This window comes from Chloroflexota bacterium, from assembly GCA_011322445.1.
Classification (GTDB): Bacteria; Chloroflexota; Anaerolineae; order Anaerolineales; family DRMV01; genus DRMV01.
Window position 1 is genome coordinate 1 of the sequence record DRMV01000042.1, and the last position, 15,275, is coordinate 15,275.

Annotated in this window: 18 protein-coding genes; 11 read left to right on the top strand and 7 right to left on the bottom strand. The window is 59.9% G+C overall.

Annotated features, from left to right (window positions below; translation table 11 throughout):
- Positions 1-52 precede the first annotated feature (52 nt).
- Positions 53-235, bottom strand: coding sequence for a 50S ribosomal protein L32 (gene rpmF, locus ENJ54_08870; protein ID HFC09942.1), 183 nt, complete (start codon positions 233-235; stop codon positions 53-55).
- Positions 236-436: 201 nt separating this feature from the next.
- Between rpmF and ENJ54_08875 the strand changes: the two genes are divergently transcribed.
- Positions 437-1,168, top strand: coding sequence for a 1-acyl-sn-glycerol-3-phosphate acyltransferase (locus tag ENJ54_08875; protein ID HFC09943.1), 732 nt, complete (start codon positions 437-439; stop codon positions 1,166-1,168).
- Between the two features lie 27 nt (positions 1,169-1,195).
- On the opposite strand, the gene ENJ54_08880 is transcribed toward ENJ54_08875, so the two are convergent.
- Positions 1,196-1,990, bottom strand: a complete 795-nt coding sequence (locus ENJ54_08880) for a DUF2437 domain-containing protein (GenBank protein HFC09944.1) — start codon at positions 1,988-1,990, stop codon at positions 1,196-1,198.
- A gap of 166 nt (positions 1,991-2,156) precedes the next feature.
- Between ENJ54_08880 and ENJ54_08885 the strand changes: the two genes are divergently transcribed.
- The 6 genes from ENJ54_08885 to ENJ54_08910 all read left to right on the top strand — a co-directional run bounded on the left by ENJ54_08885 (position 2,157) and on the right by ENJ54_08910 (position 8,773).
- On the top strand, positions 2,157-3,308 hold the full coding sequence (locus ENJ54_08885) for a hypothetical protein (protein ID HFC09945.1): 1,152 nt from the start codon (positions 2,157-2,159) through the stop codon (positions 3,306-3,308).
- Between the two features lie 123 nt (positions 3,309-3,431).
- On the top strand, positions 3,432-4,664 hold the full coding sequence (locus tag ENJ54_08890; GenBank protein ID HFC09946.1) for a CobQ/CobB/MinD/ParA nucleotide binding domain-containing protein: 1,233 nt from the start codon (positions 3,432-3,434) through the stop codon (positions 4,662-4,664).
- A 16-nt stretch (positions 4,665-4,680) separates the two neighbouring features.
- A complete protein-coding gene (locus ENJ54_08895) occupies positions 4,681-6,066 on the top strand; it encodes a CpaF family protein (protein ID HFC09947.1) in 1,386 nt (461 codons plus the stop codon).
- A gap of 19 nt (positions 6,067-6,085) precedes the next feature.
- Positions 6,086-7,072, top strand: a complete 987-nt coding sequence (locus ENJ54_08900) for a secretion system protein (protein ID HFC09948.1) — start codon at positions 6,086-6,088, stop codon at positions 7,070-7,072.
- An 11-nt stretch (positions 7,073-7,083) separates the two neighbouring features.
- Positions 7,084-8,034: a type II secretion system F family protein gene (locus ENJ54_08905; protein ID HFC09949.1), complete on the top strand. Its 951-nt coding sequence runs from the start codon at positions 7,084-7,086 to the stop codon at positions 8,032-8,034.
- The gene (locus tag ENJ54_08910) at positions 8,024-8,773 is read left to right on the top strand and encodes a ComF family protein (protein ID HFC09950.1); all 750 of its coding nucleotides are present in this window, start codon (positions 8,024-8,026) and stop codon (positions 8,771-8,773) included. The genes ENJ54_08905 and ENJ54_08910 overlap by 11 nt, the downstream gene beginning before the upstream one ends.
- Positions 8,774-8,790: 17 nt before the next feature.
- Here the strand turns inward: ENJ54_08910 and ENJ54_08915 are convergent, their stop codons facing one another.
- The 4 genes from ENJ54_08915 to ENJ54_08930 form a co-directional block, all read right to left on the bottom strand.
- The gene (locus ENJ54_08915; GenBank protein HFC09951.1) at positions 8,791-9,063 is read right to left on the bottom strand and encodes a hypothetical protein; all 273 of its coding nucleotides are present in this window, start codon (positions 9,061-9,063) and stop codon (positions 8,791-8,793) included.
- Positions 9,047-9,910: a DegV family protein gene (locus ENJ54_08920; protein ID HFC09952.1), complete on the bottom strand. Its 864-nt coding sequence runs from the start codon at positions 9,908-9,910 to the stop codon at positions 9,047-9,049. The genes ENJ54_08915 and ENJ54_08920 overlap by 17 nt, the downstream gene beginning before the upstream one ends.
- Before the next feature lies 1 nt (position 9,911).
- On the bottom strand, positions 9,912-10,490 hold the full coding sequence (locus ENJ54_08925) for a sigma-70 family RNA polymerase sigma factor (protein HFC09953.1): 579 nt from the start codon (positions 10,488-10,490) through the stop codon (positions 9,912-9,914).
- Positions 10,491-10,597: 107 nt separating this feature from the next.
- Entirely contained in the window at positions 10,598-11,356 is a 759-nt protein-coding gene (locus ENJ54_08930) for an NAD-dependent deacylase (GenBank protein HFC09954.1), read from the bottom strand.
- Positions 11,357-11,431: 75 nt separating this feature from the next.
- On the opposite strand from ENJ54_08930, the gene plsX reads away from it, so the two are divergent.
- The 4 genes from plsX to ENJ54_08950 are packed head-to-tail and all read left to right on the top strand — an operon-like array spanning position 11,432 to position 13,974.
- Positions 11,432-12,439 carry a phosphate acyltransferase PlsX gene (plsX, locus tag ENJ54_08935; GenBank protein HFC09955.1) on the top strand — a complete coding sequence of 336 codons (1,008 nt, stop codon included), beginning with the start codon at positions 11,432-11,434 and terminating at the stop codon, positions 12,437-12,439.
- Between the two features lie 7 nt (positions 12,440-12,446).
- Positions 12,447-13,175, top strand: coding sequence for a hypothetical protein (locus tag ENJ54_08940; protein ID HFC09956.1), 729 nt, complete (start codon positions 12,447-12,449; stop codon positions 13,173-13,175).
- A gap of 6 nt (positions 13,176-13,181) precedes the next feature.
- A complete protein-coding gene (locus tag ENJ54_08945) occupies positions 13,182-13,484 on the top strand; it encodes a hypothetical protein (GenBank protein ID HFC09957.1) in 303 nt (100 codons plus the stop codon).
- Positions 13,474-13,974, top strand: a complete 501-nt coding sequence (locus tag ENJ54_08950; protein HFC09958.1) for a hypothetical protein — start codon at positions 13,474-13,476, stop codon at positions 13,972-13,974. The genes ENJ54_08945 and ENJ54_08950 overlap by 11 nt, the downstream gene beginning before the upstream one ends.
- A 243-nt stretch (positions 13,975-14,217) precedes the next feature.
- Here ENJ54_08950 and ENJ54_08955 read toward each other — a convergent pair whose 3' ends face one another.
- On the bottom strand, positions 14,218-15,273 hold the full coding sequence (locus ENJ54_08955) for a helix-turn-helix domain-containing protein (protein ID HFC09959.1): 1,056 nt from the start codon (positions 15,271-15,273) through the stop codon (positions 14,218-14,220).
- Positions 15,274-15,275 lie beyond the last annotated feature (2 nt).

Genomic DNA, 15,275 nt, shown 5'->3' on the forward strand with positions numbered 1-15,275 from the left:
AAAGCGAGGCGGCACACAGCCGCCCCGCCAAAGCGCATGGGGGAGAAGGTTGCTATTTCTCCACTTCGATGACTTCCCTGCCGTTGTAGTAGCCGCAGTGGGGGCAAACGGTGTGCGGCAGGTGCTTTTCGCCGCAGTTGGGGCAGGCTACCAGGTGCAGGGCTTTCAAAGCATGGTGCGAGCGCCGCTTGTCGCGGCGGGCGCTGGAAACACGGCGTTTAGGAAGGGGAGGCATGGTTGAACTCCTTGTTTCGTTGAGGTTGCTCAACGGGAATGGGCGCAAGACGCTAAAAAGCCCGCCGCTGGCGGGTGCGGCAGATTATACTCGATGGTGGGCAGGGGTGTCAAGCAAAAATTGACGTTGCGTTTACGTTGCCGGCGCGCTGCGCGGCCGAGGTGGGGGTATAATGTGCCCGTTTGAAAACTGGAGGTGCGTATGGCTGTTGCTCGGCGGGTGCTGAATGCGGTTTTTCGCCGCTTTTGGCCGTATGAGGTTCACGGGAAGGAGAATTTCCCTTCGCATGGCCCGGCGGTGATTGTCGCTAATCATGCTTCGCTGTTGGATGGCGTGTTGCTGTATGTTGCTTTGCCCGAGGTGCCGCGGTTTATCGTGTGGACACAGCACTACGAACAGGCGCTTTTGGGCTGGCTTTACCGCCGGCTGGATGCCATTCCGGTGGATGGCTGGCGGAAGGACGTGCCCCCCATTGGGCAGGAAGCCTATCGGACAGCGCGGGAGCACCTGGAAAGCGGTGGGTTGCTGGCGGTGTTCCCCGAAGGCGGGCGTACCCCCGATGGCCGTTTTATGTGCTGGCGCACGGGGGCGGCCCGCCTGGCGTTGGCGGCTACCGCGCCGATTGTGCCGATTACCATCAACGGCATGTACGAAGCCTGGCCCATTCATCGGGAACGCCCGCGACGCTGGCATCTTGAAATCATTGTGCATCCGCCCGTTGCGCCAGAGCCGTGGCTGGCGATCCGGCGCCGACGGGAAGCGGCTTTGGCGCTGACCCGCCACGTGCGTAACATTGTGGCGAGTGCCTATCGGCTTCCCGGCGTGGAATACGCGCCGCCCCCTGGCTGGCGAAGCCCGCACCCCGATTTGCCTTGCCCCCTGGCCGAATTAGACAATACCCCCCCGCCCTATGGTGTGGGGCGCGGGGGGTAGGTGGCCGAATCGGTGGGGGGAAGCGGGTTAGCGCGGTGTCGCGGCGCGCACCGGGTTTTGTAGCACGCCCAGGTCGGCAATTTCCACTTCCACGCTGTCGCCGTCGTGCAGGGGGCTTACGCCTGCCGGCGTGCCGGTGAGAATGACGTCGCCCGGCTCGAGGGTCATCACGGACGAAATGAAGGCCAGCAACTGGGGAATGCGGAAGACCATGTCGCGGGTGGAGCCCATTTGGCGGACATCGCCGTTGACGCGGCAGGTGATGAGCGCGTCGGCGGGGTCGAAGTCGGTGTCGATCCACGGGCCGAGAGGGCAAAAGGTGTCGAAGCCTTTGCCTCGCGTCCATTGTCCGTCGCGGCGTTGCAGGTCGCGCGCGGTGACGTCGTTGGCGATGGTGTAGCCAAGGATGTATTCTTGAGCCTCTTCGGGAGCAATCCACCGGCCGCGTTTGCCAATCACCACCGCCAACTCGGCTTCGTGTTCTACCTGTTGCGACTGTGGCGGTAGAATGATGGTGCCCCCTGGCCCGATGAGGGCAGAGGGCGGCTTGAGGAAAATCAGCGGGATTTCGGGCACTTCGGCCTGATGTTCCGCCGCGTGGGCAGCGTAGTTGCGCCCAACGCAGATGATTTTGGAGGGCTGTACCGGCGGCAGCACGCGAATGGCTTCCCACGGCAGCGTGGCTTCTTCGCGTTGCCGTTCTCCGAAGGGGGTGCCGTGCACAGCGCCGACCTTGAGCGTTTCGCCTTCCTTGGTGGGCGTGCGTTCCACCCACCCATAACGGGGCGGCTCGTCTTGATATTGGTAGCGGATCCAGCGCATGAGATGCTCCGTAAACAATGGGGTGGCTGCATTATAGCATGGCTGGGGTGGCGGTGGAATGGTACCAAAATCCAGTAGCCAAAACCTGCAGGATAGGGTAAACTTATACCGTCCCCCTTTGTGGGATGCAAAGGCGTTATCACGCGTTTTTTAAGGAGGCTCAAGGATGAAACTCGGCCGAGTGTTGATACTGGTTGCCCTGATTTTGATTCTGGGGGTTGCAACCGCTTTCCTGTGGTTAAAGCGGTCGGCTGCTCCCGCAGCGCCCGGTGGGGGTGAAATGGCAACCCCTGAAGCAGCGCAGAACATGCTGCCGGTGGTGGTAGCCGCTCAGCCTATTCGCCGTGGCACCAAGATTACCGATGCTATGCTCACGACCGTCAAGTTGCCTGCCGACCGCGTGCTCGCGGTGCAGTTGACTGACCCGAAGCAGGCTATTGGCAAACTGGCGGTGCGTGATCTGGCGCAAGGGATGTTCATCACGCGAGGCGATGTGGCCGAGAAACTTTCGGTGAGTGCCGAGGGGTCGTTGGCTTCGTTGCAGATCCCACCTGGCTCGGTGGCGATTTCTATCCCGATGACGCGGTTGAGCGGGGTGGCTTACGGCATTCGGCCGGGCGACCACGTCGCGGTGCTGGCCTCGTTCCCCTTTGTGGATGTGGATCAGGACTATCAGAGCGTTTTGCCGAATAAAATCGCGGTGGTGATGCCGCCGCAGACGAATGAGCAGGGGCAATCGACGATGACGGCGGGCGTGCAGCCTTCGGAAGCCCCGATGGGGCGGTCGTTGAACGACGACAACCTGGGGGTGCCGTTCTATGTCATTCCTTCGGAAGCCCAGCGGGCGCGCCTGGTGAGCCAGATGCTCATTCAGGATGCCGCGGTGCTGTATGTGGGCACCTTCCCCTTGACGCCTCAAAAGCCTGTTCAGCCTACCGGTGAGGGCCAGCAGGAGAACAACCAGCAACAGGCCGCCCAGCCGACGCCGCCGCCTCAGGCCCAGCAAGGGCAGCAGACGGGCACGGAGAACACCCAGCAGCAGAACACGCCACCAGACATTATCACCCTGGTGGTTTCCCCGCAAGAGGCTGTGACGCTCAAGTATTTGATGGACCGCCAGGTGCCGCTTACTCTGGCTTTGCGGGCTGGTGGCGATACTACGGAACTTTCCAGCGAAGCGGTGACGCTGACCTACGTGTTGGATACTTACAAAGTGGTCGTGCCGGCGAAGTTGCCTTACGACATTCAGCCTCGCATGGATCAGGTGGTGCCGCCGACGTTGCAGAACGATATGCAACTGGTGCAGCCTCAGCAGTAAGTTTGAAACTAAATGCCCCACGGGGATGACCGCCAGCGGGTGGCTTCCCCGTGGGGTGGCAGATGGGTTTCCTTGCCTCAAGCGTGTAGGCCATTTTGACTTTGGAGCGACGAAGGGACAAACATGGGCGTGAATCCAGATGTGATCAGCGTGTTGATTGTCGATGACATTGCCGAGACTCGCGAAAACATTCGGCGGTTGTTGCAGTTTGAAAAGGGTGTTGAAATTGTAGGTTCGGTGGGAAGCGGGCGTGAGGCCGTGGCCCTGGCCGAGCGGGTCAGGCCCGATGTCGTCATTATGGATATCAACATGCCTGACATGGACGGCATCACGGCGACCGAATTGGTGCGTGAAAAAGTGCCGTATGCGCAAGTTGTCATTTTGACAGTGCAAGACGACCCTAACTACATGCGGCGGGCAATGCTGGCCGGAGCCCGCGATTTTCTTGCCAAACCGCCCACGATCGACGAATTGACCGCCGCCGTGCGGCGGGCAGGGCAATTTGCCCATCAGGAAAAAGAGCGCTTGGGGAGCGCAGGGCAGGTGGCGATGCCGGGAGGCGGCGCCGCAGGAGGCGGCACGGGCATGCTCGCGACCGGCAAAGTCATCACTTTCTTTAGCGGCAAAGGCGGCCTGGGCAAAACAACGCTGGCCGTCAACCTCGCGATGGCGCTGCAGAGCCCCGACACGCCCGTGGTGATTGTGGATGGCAATCTTCAGTTTGGCGATGTGGTTTTGCTGCTCAACGAGCACGGCCGCCATAACATCCTCGACCTGGCGCCCCGGGCTGATGCGTTAGACCCCGATGTGGTCGAGAGTGTGCTGATTACCTATCAGGATACGGCGCTGAAAGTGCTGGCAGCGCCGACGACTTTTGAGGAAGCCAACCAGATCAGCGGCGAACAGTTTGGGCAATTGATCACGTTCCTCAAGACCATGTTCGAGTATGTGATTGTAGATACCTCGTCGGCGTTGGACGAAATTACGCTGGCGGCGCTGGATGCCAGTGACCTGGTAGTGGCGCTGGTGGCACAAGACATCCCTTCTATCAAAGATGCCCGCGTGTTTTTGAACTGGCTGCGGGGTGCTGGTGTGCCGGATGAGCATATCTTCCTGGTGATGAACCGTTACGACAAGCGCATCGGCATCACCCCCGAGCGCGTGGGTGATAGTTTCCGCCATCCGGTGGCGCTGGCGATTCCCGATGATTTCCGGCATATTTTGCCGGCCATCAACAAAGGCACGCCGGTGTTGCGGCTGAGCCGAAGCGCGCCCATTGCACGCAGCATTGTCAAAATGGCCGAACTGGTGCGGCGACGGCTCACCGAACTGGAAACGGCCGAGTTGAGCGATTGAGCCTGGAGGTTTGGGTATGTCCCTTTTGAAACGCATCGAGCGTGAGGGGGGCTCACAAGGCAATAAGGCGCAAGGTCGCCCCAGTGGCTTGCAATCCCGCCGGGCGGTTGCGCCGCGCCCCAAAGCCGAACAGAGCACCTTGGCAGACCTCAAAACAAGGGTGCAGCAGCGGCTTTTGGCCGAACTCGACCCGGCAATGGATATCAGCCAGGCCGCGGAGGTGCGCCGCACAATTCGGGACCTCTTTGAGCAGATTTTGCAAGAGGAAAACATCGTGCTTTCGCGGCCCGAGCGGCATCGCTTGTTTGAAGCCATCGCAGCCGAAATTTTGGGCTTTGGCCCTCTGCAACCGTTGCTGGAAGATGACTCGATTACAGAAATTATGGTCAACGGCCCTAAGAATATTTACGTGGAACGCGCGGGTAAACTTCAGCGGGTGCCGGTGGCCTTTGAGGACGACGACCATGTGATGCGCATTATTGAGCGCATCGTGGCGCCGCTGGGGCGGCGTGTGGATGAGTCCAGCCCTTATGTGGACGCTCGTTTGCCCGATGGCTCTCGTGTGAACATTGTTATCCCGCCCATTTCTCTCGTAGGGCCTGTGGTGACCATCCGTAAGTTCTTCAAGACGCCCCTGACGGTGCAAGACTTGATCAAGTTTGGCTCCATTACGCCCGAAGCAGTGCAGTTTCTGGAAGCCTGCGTCAAAGCCCGCCTGAACATCGTGATTTCTGGTGGTACGGGTTCGGGTAAAACGACGTTGCTGAATATCCTTTCGGGCTTCATTCCTCACGACGAGCGCATCATTACGGTGGAGAACGCGGCTGAGTTGCAATTGCGGCAGGAACATGTGGTCACGCTGGAGTCGCGCCCGCCGAACATTGAAGGGCGCGGCGAAGTGACAATCCGCCAATTGGTCATCAACACGTTGCGTATGCGTCCCGACCGCATCATCGTGGGTGAGGTGCGCGGTGCAGAGGCGTTGGATATGCTGCAGGCCATGAACACCGGGCACGAAGGCTCGATGACGACGGTGCACTCCAACAGCCCGCGCGATACGCTTTCCCGTATGGAAACCATGACCCTGATGGCAGGTATGGAATTGCCGGTGCGGGCCATTCGCGAGCAAATCGCTTCGGCCATTGACCTGATCGTCCATCAGTCCCGTATGCGTGATGGTAGCCGCAAAGTGGTGGCTATTTCGGAAGTGTCGGGGATGGAAGGGGACGTCATCAGTATGACTGACTTGTTCGTCTTTCAGCATGGCGGTTTCCGAGAGGGCAAAGTTTATGGGCGTTTGACCCCCACGGGGCTACGGCCTAAGTTCATGGATAAAATTGAGGCGGCGGGCATTCATTTGCCGGCCTCGATTTTCGGCATTGGAGCCAGACGACGGGCATGATGCTGCCGAGGAGAGCGGTATGACCAACATCAATCCGATGTTGATATTGATTGTCGGCGGTGGGTTGGCGCTACTTTTGCTGCTGGTAGGTGTGGTGCTGACTTACCGCTCCAGCCGTTCATTGGTAGAAGAACGGTTGGATAAATACCTCGGCGAAGAGACTTTGCAGGCCATCGAAGCCGAGCGCGAAGCCCAGCGCCAGCGCGAGGGCCGGATGGATAAGCAACTGGCGCGCACCGGCTGGTGGGAAAAGGTTTCGCGCGATCTGGCGCGGGCCAACCTTCGCCTCAAACCTATGGAATACATTTGGCTGCGCCTGGGCCTTACCGTGGTTGGTACGGCGTTGGGCTACGGCCTTGGTGGGGGGACGTTGGTGTTTACCCTCGCCGGCCTGGTGTTGGGCTATTTTTCGCTGGGGATGTTCGTGAAAATGCGCCAGGGCCAGCGCTTGCGCCGTTTCAATTCCCAGTTACCCGATATGCTCAATCTGATGGTGAATGGTCTGCGGGCAGGGTATTCCACTTTGCAGGCGCTGGAAGCCGTGAGCCGCGAGATGCCTGACCCCATTTCTACCGAATTCCGACGGGTGGTGCGCGAGGTGCAAATCGGCATTCCGCTGGAAGACGCCCTCGACAATATGCTGCGCCGTATCCCCAGCGACGACCTGGACCTGGTGGTGACGGCCATCAACATTCAGCGCGAAGTGGGTGGTAACCTTGCCGATATTTTGGAAACCATTTCTACCACCATTCGCGACCGGGTGCGGCTGAAGGGCGAAATTCGGGTGTTGACTTCCCAGGTGCGGTTTTCGGGTACGGCGCTGGCTATTTTGCCCATCGCTCTTTTCTTCCTCATCTACCGCATGAACCCCTCGTACATGGGGCAACTCATCAAACCCGACAACCCGGCAGTCAAGCCGATAGGTTATTGCATCATCGGCACCGGCTTGATTTTGATTGCTGTTGGTTACGTGGTGATGAACAAAATCGCTGATATTGAAGTGTAAGGATTGGTGCCATGCTTGTCGTCTGGCTTGTGATTGCTCTTCTCATTATTGGCGCGATCCTGCTGGCTATTATTGGCTTGCGGCAGAGCGAAGCGGAAAGCGAAGACCCGCTGCAAGAGCGCCTGGCCGAATATATGGACAGTGGCCGTGAAATTCATTCGCTGGAAGAGGTGGAACTGGAGCAGCCTTTCAGCCAGCGTGTGATTATGCCACTGGCGCGTGCTTTGGGTAACCTGGCGCTGCGTTTCACGCCGCAAAGCGCCATTCAAGCAGCCCAGAGGAACCTGGAACTGGCTGGCCGTCCCAATGGGCTGGAAGCCTCGACGTACGTTGCCATGCGCTTTGTGCTGGCTATTGGGCTGGGGCTGGGCACCTTTTTCCTCTTGAAAGTGGCGCCCAATGCCGGGCTGCGTTCCAAGGCCTTGCTGTTGATGATTGTCTTTGGCATTTTGGGCTATTTTATGCCCGAATTGTGGCTGCGCAGCAAAATCAACAAACGGCAAGACGCCATCCTCAAAGCCATGCCCGATGCCCTCGACCTGTTGACGATTTGTGTGGGGGCAGGGTTGGGGTTCGACGCGGCCATGCAGAAAGTGGTGGAAAAGTGGGATAACGAACTGGCTTTTGAGTTTGGGCGGGTGTTGCGCGAAGTGCAATTGGGGAAAACCCGCCGCGAAGCCCTGCGCGATATGGCCGACCGTGTCGATGTTCCAGAGATGACCAGTTTCGTGGCCGCGATCATCCAAAGCGAGCAGTTAGGTGTTAGCCTGGGCAAAGTGTTGCAAATTCAGGCTGATAACATGCGCGTCAAGCGGCGCCAACGGGCGCAGGAAGCCGCCCAAAAAGCGCCGGTGAAAATGCTGTTCCCGCTGGTCTTTTTGGTGCTGCCTGCGCTCTTCCTCGTGTTGCTGGGCCCGGCGGCCATGATCGTCATTCAGATGTTCGTGACAGGTGGCTTCTAACCCCTGGCCTTTTCGGCTTTATCACACCTTTTGGCTTGCTCTCGATTGGCTTTTCCCGCCCCGATGCGTTGGTTGTGGACGCGTCGGGGCGCGTTTTTGTGATGCCTGCCGTGCTGCGGTGCCGCGAGTGCCTGAGCCGCGCTGCCTTCGTTGTGGGAACCCCCTCCCCGCGCCCGCAGCGGACGGGCTGTGCTCGCGCTGCCGTTTGCATCCTCCCGCGTTTGATGTGGCTCGCGCCTGGGCCCCGATGACGGGCACCGTGCGCAAGGCGGTGCATCAGTTGAAATACCACCGGGACCTGGCGCTTGCCGAAACCCTGGCAGGGTTTTTGCTTGCCCTGGTGGACGCGTTGGGGTGGCGCGTGGATGTGGTGGTGCCTGTGCCCCTGGGGAAGGCGCGCTACCGGGCGCGCGGGTACAATCAGGCGGCGTTGCTGGCTTTCCCTCTGGCTTTGGGGTTGGGGGTTCCCTATGAAGGCAAGGCGCTGGTGCGTGTTCGCGAAACCCCCTCGCAGGTAAATCTGAGCGCCGAGGCCCGGCGGCGTAATGTGGCGGGGGCGTTCACCGTGGTGCAGCCGCAGGCCGTGGCGGGCAGGGCGGTGTTGCTGGTGGATGATGTCATGACGACCGGTGCTACGCTCGACGCTGCCGCGACGGCGCTTAAAACCAGCGGCGCGCGCCAGGTCTTTGCAGTGACCGTCGCACGCGCCGTGTTGCGCGGCACGAGACTGGTGCCATAGCCTTGTGCGAGGCTGTTTCAGGCGACGCTGTTTCTTCTGCGATGCCGGAAGAAAAGGAAAATAGTCAGCCCGGCCAGGGCCAACAGCGTGCCGCTCAGTCCCCCGAAAATCAGCCATGCCTGTTGCCAGGTGCGTGCCTGGGGCACGTAAAGCGGCCGCGAAGTTTGCAGACGGGTGCGCATTTCTTCCACGAAAGTGCGGTCGGCTTCTACCGGCACCAGGGATGCCCGCAATTGGGCTTCCAGTGCGGCCATCTCTTCGGCAGAAAGACGCTCACCCCACAGCGGCATTTTCGACCTCCACCGGATAGGCAACCAGCCCTGCGGTTTGCGGCCCCAGGTGCACGGTTACGGCCGTGGAAAGCGAGGTAGTGACGAGTTCCCGAACATTCAGCGCCGCGCGGGCCATTTCGGCCAGTTTGGCGGCGTCTTTGGGGGCCCGTGCATGCACGATGGCTACATCGGCCAGCCGTCCGCCCATCTCCGCTTTCATTCGCTGCACAACGTGCTCCAGTGCGCGTTTACGGGTGCGCACTTTGTCGGTGGCGACCAGTTCGCCGTCGATGAGTTCGATAATGGGTTTCAGTTGCAGCAACGAGGCCACCAGCGCCTGGATGGCTTTCACGCGGCCGCTCATGCGGGGGTAGTCCAGATTGTCCACGGTAAGCACCACGCGGGCGCTCTCGCGAATGGCTTCCAGACGCCGCAAAATGGCCTCAGGGGAAGCCGCGCGGTCGGCCATTTCACGGGCTTCCTTGCACATGAAAGCCAGGGCGGCTGCACCGGCTGCGCTGTCGAAGGGAATGACACGGATTTTGCCTGCCAGCCTGCGGGCGGCGATGACAGCGGATTCGTAAGTGCCCGAGAGTTTGCTGCCCACGTGAATGGAAAACACCGTGTCGCCGGGTTGGGCAACTTCTTCGTAGACGGCTTCCAGTTGCTCGGGGGAGGCTTGGGAAGTTTTGGGAATGATGCCGCGCTCGGCAATCAGGCGGTAAAAACCTTCTTCGTCGATGTCGACGTTTTGGATGAAGGTCTCTTCACCGAAGTGGATGCGGAAAGGCACCACGCGAACGCGGTATTTTTCGATCCATCCGGGGGGGAAGTCGGCTGTGCCGTCGGTGACGATGTGAATCATTTCAGGCCTCGGGAGGTTGGTTTTTGAGCTCGGTGCGTAAGGCGATCAGGGTGCGGTGGTAAAGGCTTTTGATCGCGCCTTCGCTGCGCCCTAAAATTTGTCCGATCTCGGCATTGGAAAGCCGGTCGACGAATTTCAAAATGAGCAGTTCCTGGCGGTCAGGGGGTAGTTTTCGTATAGCCATAAGAAGGCGCTCTTCTTCTTCGTGGCGGATGAGGCGCTCTTCGGGGTGCGGGTCGTGGGCTGCCGGTGGGTTCCAGGCGGTCTGCTCTAAGGCAATTTCTTTACGACGGCTTTGGTCGCGATGCCAGTTGGCGACCAGGTTGTGTGCGATGCGGTAAAGATAAGCCGAGAAAGGCAGCCCGCGCTCTTCGTAGCGGTGAATGTTCTGAATCGCCCGGTAGAACACCCGGGCGGTGAGGTCTTCGGCTTCCTGGGGGTGCCCAACGCGGTAGTAAATGTAACTGTAAATCCGTTGCACGTACCGCTGGTAAAGGATGCCGAAGGCTTCCTGGTCGCCTTCGCGCGCGCGGGCGATGGCTTCGCTATCGGAAAGTTCGGCGGTTTGCGTGTCGTCCATTAAAACCCGTCCAGGGGGGAAAAGTTACAGGCTTCAGGGATTTTGCTGGGAGTATCCGGAAGAGCGGCGCCCGGTGCGGCCGCGTTTCGGGGGAAAAGTTACAGGCTTCAGGGATTTTGCTGGGGCCATGCGGCGGCTACCAGCGCGGGCAGTGCTTCGCCTGCGGCTGCGCGCAGGATGGTGTTGGCCAGGTCGGAAAGCGGGGTGGGCTGGGGGTTGATTTCGACGACCCACGCGCCGTTTTCTTTCGCCAGGCCGGGCAGCGCCGCGGCCGGGTAAACCACACCCGACGTGCCGATGACAAGCATCACGTCGGCATTTTGGGCGGCATGGAGGGCTGCTTCCAGCGCCTGAGGCGGCAGGTTTTCGCCAAAGAAGACCACATCGGGACGCAGCACGCTCCCACACTGGGGACAACGCGGGGCTTCCCCTTCCGCAGGCGGTTCCCAGGCTGTCACGAGGTGGCGGTTCGCGGCGCAGACGGTCCGCATGATGTTGCCGTGGAGTTCGATGACCGCTCGGCTGCCTGCTTGCTGGTGCAACCCATCCACGTTTTGGGTGACGAGGGTAAAGCGGGGCGCCAGGCGTTCCATCGCGGCCAGCGCCCGGTGGCCTGCGTTGGGGGCGGCTTGCCGCACCAGGTTGCGCCGCCAGGCGTACCACGACCACACCAGGCCGGGGTTGCGGGCCAACCCTTCGGGCGAGGCCAGCGTTTGGGGGTCGTAGCGGGCCCACAGGCCGGTTTGGGCTTCCCGAAAGGTGGGAATGCCGCTTTCTGCTGAAATGCCCGCACCCGTCAGCGCCACAATGTGGCGGGCTTCCTGCAGGCGGCGAATGAGGTCAGCGGGAAAAGTCGAGGGGGGCATGGGCGCTCCTTCGATGTCTTTATTCTACCGCGTTATGATACACTTAACGCCACACAATCTTTTCGGAGGAAGGCTATGCGGATTATTTTGGATGCGATGGGCAGCGATCGTCACCCAGAGCCCGAACTTCACGCTGCAGTGGAAGCAGCCCGGCTGTTTGGGGATGAGATCATTTTGGTGGGTAAAGAAGATGTGCTGCGCCCTCGGTTGGAAGCCTTGAACCCCGACGGCGCGCCAGTGCGCATTGTGCACGCGCCTGAAGTGCTGGAAATGACCGACAAGCCAGCCCGCTCGGCGCGCACCAAGGCGCAAAATTCGATGGCGGTGGGCATGGAGTTGCTGAAGGCGGGGGAAGGCGATGCTTTTGTCACCGCGGGCAACACCGGCGGGGCGATGGCGAATGCACTGTTTCGGCTGGGGCGCATTCGCGGCGTCAAGCGCCCCGCGTTGGCGACGCGTTTCCCCACCCGCAAGGGCTATTGTGTGGTGTTGGATATCGGCGCAAATGCCGAATGCAAGCCGGAATACTTGCTGCAGTTTGCTGTGATGGGTTCGGTGTATGCCGAACGTTTGCTCGGCGTGCAGAACCCGCGGGTGGGGTTGCTTTCCAATGGTGAAGAAGCAGGCAAAGGGAACGATTTGGTGAAGGCCACTTACCCTTTGCTGGAAACAAGCGGGTTGAATTTCATCGGCAACGTTGAAGGGAAAGAGCTCTTTGGCGGTGAGGCCGATGTGGTGGTGACCGATGGGTTTACCGGCAATGTGCTTTTGAAGGCCTCAGAGGCGGTGACAAAGTTGCTGGTTGATGTGTTGAAGGAAAACCTGATGGCTTCCACGCGCACGAAACTGGGGGCGTTGCTGGCAAAACCGGCTTTTGACGCCCTCAAAGGGATGCTGGACCCTGAGGAAATCGGCGCGGCCCCGCTGTTGGGCATCAATGGGTTGGTGTTTGTGGGGCATGGGCGTTCCGATGCCCGGGCTTTGCTGAGCGCCATCCGCGCTGCCCGTCAGGGTGTGGAAAGCGATCTTTTGACCCAATTGGGCACGGCAATTGCCGCTCGCCTGACCGCAGCCAGGGAGTAAAACCATTATGCGCGTGGTAACCAACGAAAAGTTCATCGCTCGGAACGCTCGCATTGGGCGGTACGCGAGTGTGGCTTCCATTGTTATTTTGGGCGCGGGTGTGTATTTGACCTTTGCCCGCCCCGACCTGGTCACTCTGACGTTCGCCCTTCTCATCGTGGGCTTCATTCTTTCCCAGGTGGGCATTTATTTCGGCAACCGCTGGGCCAAGCCGCCCCGTGTGGATGTCCAGATTTCTGCCGCGCTGAAAGGCATGGGGCGCAGTTACACCCTCTATCATTACGCTACCCCCGCTTCTCACTTGCTGGTGGGGCCTGGCGGGGTGTTTGTGATTGTGTCGCGCTTCCAGCGAGGGACGATGACTTACAAAAAAGGTAAATGGCGACAACATGGCGGCTTGATGCTGTGGTATTGGCGCATTTTTGCGCAGGAAGGCATTGGCCGCCCCGATTTGGAAATCAAAGCCGAGGTAGATGCTGTCTCCGAGCAGTTGCGCCAGCACCTGGATGCAGAAGATTACGAGGCGCTGCAGCCCATCAAGCCCATTTTGGTTTTTACCAACCCGTCGGTAGAACTGAAGGATGTGGAGGAAGCCCCCGTCCCCACAGTGAAAATCGATGACTTGAAGGCCACCGTCAAGCGCCTTGCCAGGGATACCCGCCTGACTGGTGAGCAACTCAAGCGCATTCGCGCCGCGTTGGGTGACGAGGGCAAGCGCGCCAGGGACGAAGCATAGGGATCAATGTTCAGCGAAGAAGAGCGCAAATTGTGGCGCGTGGCCGTAGCATTGGGGAGCGCAGCCTGGCTGGTGCTGTTGGTGGGCGGCGTTTATGAGGTGTTGCATCTGCTGGCTTTGGCTGTATTGCCAAAGGATGCATTCATCATCTGGTCGGCGCAGATTGCGGGCGCGCTCTGGCAAATGTTGTGGGTTTGGGCAGCGTATTTGTTGCTGCGGGGCGCGTCCTTGAGCCTGCGCGTGATCATCGAAATTCGGCAAAATGTGGTCTCTCAAGAGGAGCAAGGGGAGGGGGAAGATGTTCTTTGATGAACAGAGCGAGCGCATCTATCGCCGCCTGCGTTTGTGGGAAACCGAGGATTTGTTGGAAGCCCTGCGCACCAGGGATGAAGAGGAGTGGACGCTGGAAGCGTTAGAGGTCATTGAGCGCATTGTGAAAGAGCGATTGGGCGAAGTGCCGAATTTTGAGGACGAAGAAGAGGAAGAGGAAGAGGAAGGGCCGGTTTTTTATGCTAAAGAAGAAGCGATGAGGTTGCTCTCGTTGTGGACACAGGCGCGGAAATGGCTGGTTTGGGCCATTGTGGCGATGAATCTTTGGGTGGTTTGGTCGTGGCACAGGCCCTATCGTGGCGATGTAGGGGCGTTGATATGGTGGGGCGTGGATGGCGCGATTATGATGATTAGCGCGGCTGTGGAAGTGTTTATCGTGTGGTGGATTATGGGCACGCTGGCAGCGATGTTGAAAGCCCTGCTGCAGATTGAAGAACAAACCCGCCCGAAGGCAAAAGCGGACTTGTAACATTTTCCCCGTAAATTCCCCCTCTTCGAAGAAGTTTAAACGAGCAGGGCTTCTGCAAACGCAGAAGCCCTGAGTAGTTTTGTTAACCTGAGTTGCGGATAGGCGTGTTGAGCGGAGATTGCGGAGCCAGCGTAGTCGAAACGCGTTGTTTGTGGCGTTTCGCACTTCGGCATGGCTCAGTGCAGGGGCTGTGGCTTCGCTGCCGTTGGTCGCTCCGCTCGGCACGAGATGTTGCCCGTGTGCTTATCCGCCTAAGAACTTCTCCAGCGCCTCGCGGCTGATGCGATAAGCCCGGCCGATCTTGCGCGCCGGCAGGTCGCCCGATTCGATGGCCGCAATGACGTCTTCCTCGGAAACCCGCAGCACTTGCGCCGCCTCGGCTGGCGTCATTACCGGCGGCAGGGCATTGCCTGCCCCCTGCTGCGCGCTTTGCTGAGGCTGTTGGGCCTGTTGGGTCATGCCGTTCATGGTTTGCGAAATCATGTTACCGATGCCCATGCCTGCGCCAATGCCCGCAGTCAGCCCGGCGCCGCCGCTGGGGTTTTGGGCGGCTTCCCGCATGGCGTCGGCAGCCTGCAACTGGGCGTACATCTGGGCATCCAGCAGGCCGCGGCTGCGCAATTCTTCGGCGGTGTTTTCCGAGGGCGTCATGCTGGCAATGACGAAGGTTTTCAGTTCCAGCCCGATGGCCTCGAACTCGGCGGCTGCCTTTGCCCGCACGCCTGCACTGATTTCGTCCAGCCAGCCCAGAATATCTTGCACCGTCTGGTATTTCCCTTTCATTTCGCCGAACATGTCGGTCAGGCTGCGGAGCAGGCGGCTGCGGAGGTCGTTTTCGATGTCCGACATCAGGTAGATGCCGCGCGTGCCCACGATTTGCGTGACGAACTGTTGCGGGTTTTTTACCTGATACGAATAGGTGCCAAAGCCTTTTAGCAGCAACCAGCCCAGGCCCACGCCGGGGGTTTGCACCGGAATAGGTTGCGGGGTGCCCCATTTGCGGTCGCGGAATTCCCGCATGGAGACGAAGTACACCTCGGCGGTGAAAGGTGAACGATCGTCGAAGGCCTTGCCGAGGAAGTTGATCAGCAGGGGGATGTTGGCCGTGGTGATGGTGTGCCGGCCGGGGCCAAGCACATCCAGCGCTTTGCCATCGCGGAAGAAGACGGCGGCCTGCGCCTCGCGCACGATGACCTGAGAGCCAATGCGGAAGTCGCCGGGGCCGGTCTCGGGAAAGCGATGGACGATTTCGTTGGGCATTTCGTCTGCCCATTCGATGACGTCGAACACACGTGCCATGG

What these genes read in the sequence shown, in the direction of transcription:
- rpmF (HFC09942.1), bottom strand. Translation starts at nt 235, where the DNA reads ATGCCTCCCCTTCCTAAACGCCGTGTTTCCAGCGCCCGCCGCGACAAG.
- ENJ54_08875 (HFC09943.1), top strand. Translation starts at nt 437, where the DNA reads ATGGCTGTTGCTCGGCGGGTGCTGAATGCGGTTTTTCGCCGCTTTTGG.
- ENJ54_08885 (HFC09945.1), top strand. Translation starts at nt 2,157, where the DNA reads ATGAAACTCGGCCGAGTGTTGATACTGGTTGCCCTGATTTTGATTCTG.
- ENJ54_08905 (HFC09949.1), top strand. Translation starts at nt 7,084, where the DNA reads ATGCTTGTCGTCTGGCTTGTGATTGCTCTTCTCATTATTGGCGCGATC.
- ENJ54_08915 (HFC09951.1), bottom strand. Translation starts at nt 9,063, where the DNA reads ATGCCGCTGTGGGGTGAGCGTCTTTCTGCCGAAGAGATGGCCGCACTG.
- ENJ54_08895 (HFC09947.1), top strand. Translation starts at nt 4,681, where the DNA reads ATGTCCCTTTTGAAACGCATCGAGCGTGAGGGGGGCTCACAAGGCAAT.
- plsX (HFC09955.1), top strand. Translation starts at nt 11,432, where the DNA reads ATGCGGATTATTTTGGATGCGATGGGCAGCGATCGTCACCCAGAGCCC.
- ENJ54_08930 (HFC09954.1), bottom strand. Translation starts at nt 11,356, where the DNA reads ATGCCCCCCTCGACTTTTCCCGCTGACCTCATTCGCCGCCTGCAGGAA.
- ENJ54_08950 (HFC09958.1), top strand. Translation starts at nt 13,474, where the DNA reads ATGTTCTTTGATGAACAGAGCGAGCGCATCTATCGCCGCCTGCGTTTG.
- ENJ54_08955 (HFC09959.1), bottom strand. Translation starts at nt 15,273, where the DNA reads ATGGCACGTGTGTTCGACGTCATCGAATGGGCAGACGAAATGCCCAAC.
- ENJ54_08940 (HFC09956.1), top strand. Translation starts at nt 12,447, where the DNA reads ATGCGCGTGGTAACCAACGAAAAGTTCATCGCTCGGAACGCTCGCATT.
- ENJ54_08925 (HFC09953.1), bottom strand. Translation starts at nt 10,490, where the DNA reads ATGGACGACACGCAAACCGCCGAACTTTCCGATAGCGAAGCCATCGCC.
- ENJ54_08945 (HFC09957.1), top strand. Translation starts at nt 13,182, where the DNA reads ATGTTCAGCGAAGAAGAGCGCAAATTGTGGCGCGTGGCCGTAGCATTG.
- ENJ54_08920 (HFC09952.1), bottom strand. Translation starts at nt 9,910, where the DNA reads ATGATTCACATCGTCACCGACGGCACAGCCGACTTCCCCCCCGGATGG.
- ENJ54_08890 (HFC09946.1), top strand. Translation starts at nt 3,432, where the DNA reads ATGGGCGTGAATCCAGATGTGATCAGCGTGTTGATTGTCGATGACATT.
- ENJ54_08880 (HFC09944.1), bottom strand. Translation starts at nt 1,990, where the DNA reads ATGCGCTGGATCCGCTACCAATATCAAGACGAGCCGCCCCGTTATGGG.
- ENJ54_08900 (HFC09948.1), top strand. Translation starts at nt 6,086, where the DNA reads ATGACCAACATCAATCCGATGTTGATATTGATTGTCGGCGGTGGGTTG.